This is a genomic window from Microbacterium sp. CPCC 204701 (assembly GCF_004010105.1).
Lineage (GTDB): Bacteria > Actinomycetota > Actinomycetes > Actinomycetales > Microbacteriaceae > Microbacterium.
This window is the reverse complement of sequence record NZ_RRYE01000085.1, coordinates 1-9,403: the sequence shown is the minus strand read 5'-3', so window position 1 is coordinate 9,403 and position 9,403 is coordinate 1. Positions and strand designations below refer to the sequence as shown.

General features: G+C 70.1%; 12 protein-coding genes, 1 tRNA gene and 1 pseudogene. 5 read left to right on the top strand and 9 right to left on the bottom strand.

Annotated features, from left to right (window positions below; translation table 11 throughout):
* The coding region (locus EIO58_RS07550; RefSeq protein WP_164861578.1) for an alpha/beta hydrolase fold domain-containing protein at positions 1 to 547 on the top strand (547 nt) is incomplete at its 5' end.
* Between the two features lie 24 nt (positions 548 to 571).
* On the opposite strand, the gene EIO58_RS07545 is transcribed toward EIO58_RS07550, so the two are convergent.
* The gene (locus EIO58_RS07545) at positions 572 to 1,540 is read right to left on the bottom strand and encodes an LLM class F420-dependent oxidoreductase (RefSeq protein WP_127819012.1); all 969 of its coding nucleotides are present in this window, start codon (positions 1,538 to 1,540) and stop codon (positions 572 to 574) included.
* 215 nt (positions 1,541 to 1,755) lie between these two features.
* Between EIO58_RS07545 and EIO58_RS07540 the strand changes: the two genes are divergently transcribed.
* Together EIO58_RS07540 and EIO58_RS07535 are read left to right on the top strand one after the other, a co-directional pair.
* Positions 1,756 to 1,902: a hypothetical protein gene (locus tag EIO58_RS07540; RefSeq protein ID WP_205789174.1), complete on the top strand. Its 147-nt coding sequence runs from the start codon at positions 1,756 to 1,758 to the stop codon at positions 1,900 to 1,902.
* Between the two features lie 70 nt (positions 1,903 to 1,972).
* Positions 1,973 to 3,064, top strand: a complete 1,092-nt coding sequence (locus EIO58_RS07535; protein ID WP_127819011.1) for a DNA glycosylase AlkZ-like family protein — start codon at positions 1,973 to 1,975, stop codon at positions 3,062 to 3,064.
* Between the two features lie 7 nt (positions 3,065 to 3,071).
* Here the strand turns inward: EIO58_RS07535 and EIO58_RS07530 are convergent, their stop codons facing one another.
* The 5 genes from EIO58_RS07530 to EIO58_RS07510 form a co-directional block, all read right to left on the bottom strand.
* Positions 3,072 to 3,398 carry a DUF7882 family protein gene (locus EIO58_RS07530; RefSeq protein WP_127819010.1) on the bottom strand — a complete coding sequence of 109 codons (327 nt, stop codon included), beginning with the start codon at positions 3,396 to 3,398 and terminating at the stop codon, positions 3,072 to 3,074.
* Between the two features lie 126 nt (positions 3,399 to 3,524).
* Positions 3,525 to 4,463 carry an AraC family transcriptional regulator gene (locus EIO58_RS07525; RefSeq protein ID WP_240658629.1) on the bottom strand — a complete coding sequence of 313 codons (939 nt, stop codon included), beginning with the start codon at positions 4,461 to 4,463 and terminating at the stop codon, positions 3,525 to 3,527.
* Between the two features lie 243 nt (positions 4,464 to 4,706).
* Entirely contained in the window at positions 4,707 to 5,021 is a 315-nt protein-coding gene (locus tag EIO58_RS07520; protein ID WP_127819009.1) for a transcriptional regulator, read from the bottom strand.
* Positions 5,018 to 5,437, bottom strand: coding sequence for a hypothetical protein (locus tag EIO58_RS07515; protein ID WP_127819008.1), 420 nt, complete (start codon positions 5,435 to 5,437; stop codon positions 5,018 to 5,020). The genes EIO58_RS07520 and EIO58_RS07515 overlap by 4 nt, the downstream gene beginning before the upstream one ends.
* Before the next feature lie 184 nt (positions 5,438 to 5,621).
* Positions 5,622 to 6,677 (bottom strand): LLM class flavin-dependent oxidoreductase, encoded by a 1,056-nt coding sequence (locus EIO58_RS07510; RefSeq protein ID WP_127819007.1) that lies wholly within the window; start codon positions 6,675 to 6,677, stop codon positions 5,622 to 5,624.
* A 153-nt stretch (positions 6,678 to 6,830) separates the two neighbouring features.
* On the opposite strand from EIO58_RS07510, the gene EIO58_RS07505 reads away from it, so the two are divergent.
* A complete protein-coding gene (locus EIO58_RS07505) occupies positions 6,831 to 7,322 on the top strand; it encodes a bifunctional nuclease family protein (RefSeq protein WP_127819006.1) in 492 nt (163 codons plus the stop codon).
* Positions 7,323 to 7,338: 16 nt separating this feature from the next.
* Here the strand turns inward: EIO58_RS07505 and EIO58_RS07500 are convergent, their stop codons facing one another.
* The gene (locus EIO58_RS07500) at positions 7,339 to 8,052 is read right to left on the bottom strand and encodes an MBL fold metallo-hydrolase (RefSeq protein WP_127819005.1); all 714 of its coding nucleotides are present in this window, start codon (positions 8,050 to 8,052) and stop codon (positions 7,339 to 7,341) included.
* Between the two features lie 85 nt (positions 8,053 to 8,137).
* Between EIO58_RS07500 and EIO58_RS07495 the strand changes: the two genes are divergently transcribed.
* Complete coding sequence (locus EIO58_RS07495) at positions 8,138 to 8,665, top strand: TetR/AcrR family transcriptional regulator (protein WP_127819004.1); 528 nt, start codon at positions 8,138 to 8,140, stop codon at positions 8,663 to 8,665.
* Positions 8,666 to 8,697: 32 nt separating this feature from the next.
* Here the strand turns inward: EIO58_RS07495 and EIO58_RS07490 are convergent.
* Together EIO58_RS07490 and EIO58_RS07485 are read right to left on the bottom strand one after the other, a co-directional pair.
* A tRNA-Ser gene (locus tag EIO58_RS07490) sits at positions 8,698 to 8,782 on the bottom strand.
* 41 nt (positions 8,783 to 8,823) lie between these two features.
* Positions 8,824 to 9,403, bottom strand: a pseudogene (locus EIO58_RS07485) (transglutaminase domain-containing protein); the annotation flags it as partial.

Genomic DNA, 9,403 nt, shown 5'->3' with positions numbered 1-9,403 from the left:
CGCGGACGAGCTCGGCATCGACCCGGCGAGGATCGCGATCGGCGGGGCCAGCGCAGGCGGCGGCCTGGCTGCGGCCCTCGCGCAGCGGCTCCTCGACGAGGGCGGCACGCAGCCGGTCTTCCAGCTGCTCGTGTACCCGATGCTCGACGACCGCACCGCTCTGCGTGACGATGTCGATGCGCGCCACATGCGGATGTGGTCGCCCGCGAGCAATCGCTTTGCGTGGTCGGCCTACCTCGGGGCTGATGCCGAAGCCACCGGCATCCGCGAATCCGTCGTCCCTGCGCGCCGGCACGACCTGAGTGGTCTGCCGCCTGCGTGGATCGGCGTGGGCACGCTCGACCTGTTCCACGACGAGGACGTCGAGTATGCGCTCCGCCTCCGGGAGGCCCGTGTACCGTGCGAGCTGACGGTCGTCCCGGGCGCGTTCCACGGCTTCGACGCGGTGTTCCGCCGGGCGGGGGTCACCCGCGAGTTCCACGCCGAGTGGGTGCGCGCGCTCAGGGCGGCTCTCGGCCTCGACGACCCTGCGCGCGCCTCGGGCTGAGCTGCCGAGTCCGCCGCCGGCGCACTAAGCGAGAGCGCGCATCCGCTCCAGCAGCGGCTCGGCCGCCTCGGCAAGGAACCGCTCCTGCTGCTCGTCGCCGATCTGGACGATCGCGACGTCGGTGAAGCCGGCGTCGAGGTACGGCCGCACGCTCTCGGCCAAAGCGTCGAGGTCGGGCCCGCAGGCGATGGAGCCCGCCACGTCGTCCGGCCGCACGAACTGGCTCGCCGCCTCGAATCCCGCGGGAGTCGGCAGTTCGGCGTTCACCGGCCACCCGCCGCCGAACCACCGGAACTGCTCGTGCGCGCGCTGGACCGCGGCATCCCGATCCGGATCCCACGACACCGGCACCTGACCGATCTTGCGAGACGTCCCGTCGTGGACCTCGTCCCACCGCTCGACGAGTTCCGGCCTCGGCTCGACCGCGATCAGGTGGTCGCCGAGGGGCGCGAACGAGTCGATGCCCTCCTCGCCCGACACCGCGACGCCGATCGGCACCGGCGTGTCGGGAGAATCCCAGATGCGGGCCGAGTCGACGCGGAAGTGCTCTCCGACGTACGTCACGAGGTCGCCGGTGTGCAGCTCGCGGATGATCTCGATCGCCTCGACGAGCATGTCCTGCCGGGTGTCGACGCTCGGCCATCCCCGGCCGACGACGTGCTCGTTGAGACTCTCGCCCGAGCCGAGCCCGAGGACGAATCGTCCCTCGCTCAGCAGCTGCACGGTCGCCGCCTTCTGCGCGACGACCGCCGGGTGGTACCGCATGGTCGGGCACGTCACGTAGGTCATGAGCTCGACACGCGACGTCGCGTGCGCGACGGCGCCCAGCACCGTCCATGCGTACGGGGAGTGGCCCTGGCTCACCAGCCAGGGGGAGTAGTGGTCGCTCGACACCTCGAAATCGAACCCGGCGTCCTCAGCGGCCTGTGCGTACCGGACGAGCTCGCGCGGCCCGCTCTGCTCGCCCATCAAGGTGTATCCGAATCGTGCCATGCCCGCGACGATACGGACGCCGCGTGGCCGTCGCCCGGGGATTGCCACCTTGACGGACGAGTGCTACCGGAGCGATGGGCAGCGCTCTGGTGCGGGACCGCGTCCGGCTCGGCGAGCGGCGCCGGCGTGCGCCAAGGTGGATGACATGGCGACGATCCTGTTCTGCCCGATCACCTTCAACCTCGCGGAGGTGACGCGGGCGATCGAGGTCGCGCGTGCCCTCGGTCTCGCCGAGCATCGTCGGCGACGGGCTCCGCCCGCTCGAGGGACTCGGTCCGCTCGAGCGGGAGCAGATCTCGGGCCGGTCGGCGTCGCTCGTGACCCACGTGCGCTACCGCGTGCGCCGCCCCGACGCCGCCTGAACTGAGACGGCGGTCGTCGCCTGATTCATCCGCGCGAACGATCGCCGCGTGATCCCGGTACCGTCGACGTGTGACCCCGCATCGTCTGACACGTGACGAGGCGCGACGGATCGTCGTACGAGCGCAGCTGCTCGACGCGAACCGCCCCGGCGACGTCGTCGAGGTCGCCGAGCAGCTCGCATACATCAAGATCGACCCGACCGCGACCATCGCTCCGTGCGAGCAGACAGTGCTGTGGTCGCGCATCGGGTGGTCGTACGAGCCGGGCCAGCTGGCGAAGGCCGTCGAGCTCGACCGGCTGCTGTTCGAGTACGACGGCGCGTTCCGTCCGATGAGCCTGCTCCCGCTCATGCTTCCGGCTATGCGGCGCTGGCCGCAGCGTGAGAGCAGTCGGCAGTGGCTCGACGCCAACTCCCGCTTCCGCGCCGACGTGCTCGCGCGCCTGCGCGCCGAGGGGCCGCTGCAGGCGCGCGACATCCCTGACACGGCGCAGGTGAGCCGCCCGCCCGACGGCTGGTCGGGCTCGAACCAGGTGCCGCACATGCTCGAGTTCCTCATGCGGCAGGGCGAGGTGGCGGTCGCCTCGCGCGAGGGCCGCCAGCGCCGCTGGGATCTCGCCGAGCGGGTGTACCCGCAGGACATGCCCGCGTACGGCGAAGACGAAGCCGCCGACCTGCTCCGCGCTCGGCGGCTGCAGGCCGCCGGCATCGCGAAGCAGGGCGACCGGTGGTGGAATGCGGTGGGCACGGCGGGGGAGCCGGCCGTGGTCGAGGGCAGCTCGTGGAGGTTCCGCGTCGACCCCGACGCGCTCGCCGCGCTCCACGCCGACAAGGACGGCGGCGGCCGCGTCGCGTTCCTCAACCCCTACGACAGCCTGCTGTTCGACAGGCCGCGTCTCGAGGAGGTGTTCGAGTTCGCGTACGTGCTCGAGCAGTTCAAGCCCAAGCCGCAGCGGCGCTACGGCTTCTTCGCGCACCCGATCCTGATGGGGGATCGATTCGTCGGGATGCTCGACGCCGAGGTCGACCGCGAGAACGACGTGCTGCAGGTCAACGCCATGCACGAGTTCCTGCCATGGGAGCCCGAGGAGGCCGACATGGTGCGCGCAGAGATCGCGGAGCTCGCCGAGTGGCTCGGAGTCGGCGTCGTCGGGATGCGCTGACTGCCGATCAGCCGACGGACGGCTCGCTCTCGCCTGTGTCCGGCGGCTCGGGAACAACCTGGAGCCCGCTGGGCGAGTTCGCTGTGTGCATGAGCGCCTCGAGCCACGTGCGGTTGATGCCCGCCTGCCGCTTGCCGTAGTACCCGAACACGATGTTCGCGCCCGAGTGCATCCACACCGTGGTGCGGCCGCCACCCGTGCTGACGTCGCCGTGCCATGTGAAGAAGAACGGCTCGCCGCGTCGCAGCTTGTTTCCGATGACCACCTGGATATGGGTGAGCGTGCGGTCGTCGAACTCCGCGCGCATCGCCCCTTCGTAGACGAACTTTCCCAACCCTGTCTCCTTCAGGGGACATTCCGGAGTGCTCCCCTCAAAGGAACTCTGCGGGAGCGGTCACGACGCGTCCGCACGGCGGACCCGGGTACGAACACCTGCGCCGGGAAGCGAAGCGGGGTGACCTCAGCCCTGACGCGTCTGACGCGGGCTCCGCCCATACGCGTCGCGGTAGTGCTTGGCGAAACGCGAACGGCTCGCGAACCCCCAGCGTCGCGCGACCTCGGCCACGGGCATCCGCGTCCCCTCCTGAAGCTCGGCGTGGGCGCGTGCGAGGCGCTCGTTGCGCAGGTGCTCGCGCGGAGTCACGCCCAGGGCGCGGCGGAAGGCGTACTGCAAGCCGCGCGTGGAGATGCCGGCCGCCCGGGCCACGTCGTCGACCGTGATCGGCTCGTGCGCATGCTCCTGGATGTAGGCGATGGCGCGTCGCACGGTTCGTGGGGCTGCCACCCGCTGCGTCGCCCGGTCGAGCGCCTCGGCGAAGGCGGGCGAGAAGACCGCGAGGGTCGTATGCAGCGCGTGCCGGCGCAGCTCCGCGTCGATGAGCGGCGAATCGGAGTCGGCCGCGAACGCCGAGGCTGCCACGTAGAGGAACGACCGCTCCCACTGCGCGGCGAGCAGCCGGCTGACCGGTGAAGAGTCGGTGCCCAAGGCGAGCAGTCGGAACCGGTCGTCTCCGGCGAGCTGTCGAGCCGTCTCCTCGGCGAATGCTCGGTCGAAGACGAACGCGCGCACGTCGGCTCGCTCGGCCCACCGGGCCTGGGTCGGCCCGTCCAGCGCGAGCCACGGCATCCCGGCATTGAGATCCCGTCGCGGGCCACGCACCCAGGCGCCGCGCGACGCGACGCGGCACGCCATGATCTGATCAACGGGGTCGATCGCCGACACCACCGACGCGCTCAGACCGTAGCGCACGACGGAGAAGTCGGGCATCGCGGCCGACGTCCACTCGAAGCCGAAGGTACGGGGATCGACCCGCTGCAGCACTGCCGACGGCACGAACGCGCGCCATGTCTCCTCGACGTCCGCGACGTTGCGCGACTCGAAGGTGAGCAGCTCGCCCAATCCTGCCTCCCGGGCCGACAGACCGGTGCTCGCGGCAGCGTGTCCGGTATTGGTGCAACCTTAACCCGCGCGAGGGCGGGGTGCGGTCAGGGCTGCCTCGCTGAGTCTCAGCCCCGTGTGCCCTTCCAGCCGAGGCTCGGAGCAGCATGCTTCGCGAAGGACTCCACGACGCGAAGGTTGCACTCCACGCCTAGCTGACTGGGAATACAGTGTCTGGTCAGCGAATCGCCATCTCGCTCGACTTCAGCGCTCTTCGTCGACGATCTGCGCAAGCGCAGCAAGGTGAGCTTCCAGGGCCGACTTTCCTTGAGGCGTGAGGCTTACCCATGTCAACTGTCGTGAGTCTGCTCGTGCTTGCGATCTCTCCTTGCGAACCGTGATGAGTCCGGCTACTGCCAGGGTCTTCAAGTTCTTCGAGAGATTGGCATCGCTGAGCTGGAGAGTATCCCTCACAACGGCGAACTCCAGTTCAGCAATCCGCCGCAAGAGTCCACAGATGCGCAGACGCACCGGGGAGTGGATGATCTCGCTGAACGCCGCGACGACGGGAGCGCTCATGTGGCGGTCGACTCTCGAGCGAGTTCCGTCCGGAGTGTCCTGTCATAGCTACGACCGAGCGCCACTGTGGCCACGAATGCACTAACAGCCACAGGGAGGACCCACCAGGGCGAGACTTCGGTGAGACGAATGACTAGGGCCCCGGCCATTGCAAGGGCAATTACTCCGCCCGAAGCCACGAGCATCCGACCGCTGCGCTTGCCCGTCGGCTGAGTGAGAGAAATACCGTAGCGTCGAGAGTAGGCGGTGGTGAGCACGGGTATCGCGATTATCCCCAGGACGACGAGCGAGATGCTCAGCTGTGGCGGCAACATCTGGGCAAGAGCGAAGTTGGCCACGATAAGCCCAAGCACAGGGTGATACCACCATGGCGTCGCGACTTGATCAGCCAATCGTGAACCGTCGGCGGTCAGCATGCGAAGAATCTCTGTCGCTTCGGATGCTGAGGGCGGTCGCGATTCGTCGCCGGCCGGCTCCGGACGCAAGTCTCTTTCCATGCTGGCAAGCGTATCGAAGACTTGCCGACACGGAAAGTGACTTTTGGGTGTGGGACCCGCGTCAACATCAGCCGAGCGAGACGAACGCTGTGAGGAGACGCGCTTAGATCGCGTATCCCTGGACCGGGCGCTCCGTGTTCGGCTTCCAGCCGAGCGAGGGTGCTACATGTTTCGCGAACGACTCCAGAATATGCACACAATAATCAACTCCCAATTGGCTGGGGATCGTGAGCATGAGCGTGTCGGCGCTCGCAATCGCGGCATCGTCCTTCAGCTGCTCGACCAGCACGTCGGGCTCAGCCGCGTAGGTCTTGCCGAAGGTGGAGCGGATGCCGTCGATCACGCCGATCTGATCGCCGTCCTGCCGGCCGCCGAAGTACATCGCGTCCTCTGCCGTCGTGATCGGGAAGATCGAACGGCTCACCGACACGCGCGGCTCGCCGGCGTGCCCGGCCTCGCGCCATGCCGCGCGGAACGCATCGATCTGCTGTGCCTGCAGCAGATCGAACGGAGTGCCGTCGGCCTCGGTCAGCAGTGTCGACGACATGAGGTTCACGCCGCGGCGTCCTGCCCATTCCGCCGAGTCGCGGTTGCCCGCACCCCACCACACGCGCGAGCGCAGTCCCGGGGAGTGCGGCTCGATGCGCTGCCGGCCGGTCGCCCCGGTGCCGAACGGCGACGACGGATCCCGCTCGGCCAGTCCCTCGCCCTCGATGGCGCGCAGGAACAGGTCGAAGTGCTCGCGCGCGATGTCGGCGCCCCGTGGATCCTGCGACCCCGTGTAGCCGAAGGCCTCGTACCCGTGCACGACGGTCTCGGGTGAGCCGCGGCTCACCCCGAGCGCGACCCGGCCGCCCGAGATGAGGTCGACGGATGCCGCCTCCTCGGCGAGATAAAGCGGGTTCTCGTAGCGCATGTCGATGACGCCGGTGCCCACCTCGATGCGCTCGGTGCGCGCGGCGATCGCCGCCAGCAGCGGCATCGGCGAGGACTGCTGACGTGCGAAGTGGTGCACGCGGAAGTACGCGCCGTCGACTCCGAGCTCGTCCATCCCCTGTGCCAGGTCGATCGCCTGCAGCAGCGAGTCTGCGGCGCTGAGCTGGCGCCCGCCGCCGAGCGGGCCGTAGTGTCCGAACGAGAGGGTTCCGAAGCGCTCCATGTCGACTGCAACCGTACGCTCGCGGCATCCATTCCGGTGAATGGGCCCTCGCTCGGTCGCCGCAGCCGATCGCCCGCCCCCTGTCCGCGGCCCGCGCAGCGTGCATACGATGGCAGCGAGGCCCGATCGAGCGGCGGGTCGAGAGGAGGCACGATGATCCAGGTCCGGGTGGCCGGGGTCGCTCTCGACGCGACCGGGCAGCACGTCGTCCTGCTGAAGCCCATCGACGAGATCCCGGGCGACGGGCTCGTGCTGCCCATCTGGATCGGACAGCTGGAAGCGACCTCCATCCTCGTCGCGGTCGAGAAGGCCCCGGTGCCGCGTCCGCTCGCCCACGACCTCATGCGCACGATGCTCGAGACGCTGGGCGCCGAGGTGACGCGGGTGGCGGTGCCCCGCATCGAGGAAGGCACGTTCTACGGCGAGATCACGCTGTCGACGACCCTCGGGGAGCGCGTCGTCGACGCGCGCCCGTCGGATGCGGTCGCCCTCGCGTCGCGCGTCGGCGCGAGCATCTGGGTGGCGGAGGCCGTGATGACCGAGGCCGGCGTCCCCGACGTGCTGACCGAGACCGATGCCGCCGAGCGCCTCGACGAGTTCAAGCGCTTCCTCGACGACGTCGAACCGGAGGACTTCGACGCCTGACGTGCTCGGGTCGGTGTCAGTGCGCCGCGGCGCGCACGGCCCCGGCGACCTCCGCCGGAGAACCGCGCCACGGTGCACCATGGCCGGGCAGCACCCAGGACGCGGGAAGGCCGGCGAGACGGTCGAGCGACGCGGATGCCTCGGTGGGATCGTCCGTGAAGGGTGCCGGCTGCAGGCCCTCGCGGCCGGTGAGCACGTGCCGCGTCGTGAGCGCGTCGCCGACGAACACGGCGTCGGCGAGCGGGACGTGGACGGCGATGCTGCCGGGGGAGTGCCCCGGCATCCCGACGATCACCGGCGCTCCGGGAAGATCGAGCACGTCGCCGTCGCGCACCTCCACGACCTCCGAGACGTATGTGGTCGGCACGGCGCGTTTGCGCAGTGCGTACGCGGAGAACCCGAGCGTCGGCCCGAGCCGCATCGGCCCCGCCGGCGTCTTGGGCTTCTCTCCGGTGCGGGTGCGCTCCGCATCGGCCTCGTGCACGTACACGGGCACGCCGTGGGCGCGGCGCAGCCGCTCGGCGAAGCCGATGTGATCGCTGTCGCCGTGCGTGAGGACCAGCCCGCGGATGTCGTCGGGGGTCCTTCCGATCTCGCGGAGCTCGCGCGTGAGGTCGCGCCAGTGGCCCGGCAGCCCTGCGTCGACGACGGTGACGCCGTCGCCCGCGACGACGAGGTAGGCGGCGACGATGTCGTTGCCGATGCGGTGCAGGTGCGGCCCGAGCTTCATGGCGGCGGCCTTTCGGTGAGAGAGTTGGCATGGCTACGTTACATAGCTATGATAGCTATTGTCAATAGCCATCGAGAGGATGCCGATGCCCACACCCGAACGCACGTCCGTCGCTCAGATCGTCGAGGCAGGTCGCGACATCCTCGAGGAGCGGGGCCGCGCCGGCCTCACGATGCAGAGCGTCGCCGCTCGCGTCGGCGTGCGGGCGCCGTCCCTCTACAAGCGCGTGCGCGACCGCGACGCGCTCATCGCGGCGGTCGCCGAGGCGACCGTGGAGGAGCTGACGCGCCGGCTCGAGGCATCCGATCGGTCGCTCGAGGCACTGGCGCGCACGTACCGTGCGTTCGCGCACGAGCGGCCTGAGGGATTCCGCCTGATGTTCGCGGCGTCCGCGCCCCAGGATGCCCTCGTCCGCGGGGCGGCGGCCATTGTGCGAAGCGCCGCGGACCTGGCGGGCGAGGAGCACGCGCTGGAGGCGGCGCGGCTCGTCACGGCCTGGGCCACCGGGTTCGTCCACATGGAGCTCGCCGGCGCCTTCCGGCTCGGCGGCGACATCGGCGAGGCCTTCGAGTTCGGGCTGACCGCGCTGCGGCGCGGGCTCGAGCAGCGGTGACGCGCGTGCGCGGACGGCGGGTGGAGATGCGGCGGAGGATAGGGGATTCGAACCCCTGAGGGCTTGCACCCAACACGCTTTCCAAGCGTGCGCCATAGGCCACTAGGCGAATCCTCCAGGAGGCCCCGAAGGGCCGCCGACCATCCTACCCTGCCCCGCTATCGCACCCGAACCGGGGCAGCGGCGGCGTACACGCTGCCGGGCCGGATGACGAGCGAACGCGGGACCACGAGCGCCAGGATCCGGCGGGCGGGCGGCACCGAGGCGAGGAGCGCGGAGCGCACCGCCGCGGCGGCGTTCGCAGCATCGTCGCCCATCCAGTACGACCGGGTGCCGGCGCGGGAGTAGCTGACCCGCTCGATCGCGATGAGCACTGTGTCCATGTCGCCCGTCGGAACGCCGTGATCGGCGACGAGACGCCGCGCGAACGCGCGCGGAGACTCGCTCGCCGGAACCAGGATGCCGACATCGATCGCGGCATCCTGAACCGACTGCCACGCCGCGGCTGCATCGCCCCGCCGCGCCGCGTCGTCCTGCTGACGGCGACGCAGCTCCCGCACGAGGAACGGCAGCGCGCACAGGACCACGATGAGCAGCACGATTCCGAGCAGCGGCACCGGATCGACGCCGCCGCCCGACGACGCCGCCGTGCCCGCGCCGCGCTCCTCAGCGCGCTCGATGGCGTCCGAGCCGAGAGGAGCCGTCGGCGTCGGCGTCGACCGGGGCGCGGCCGGGTCG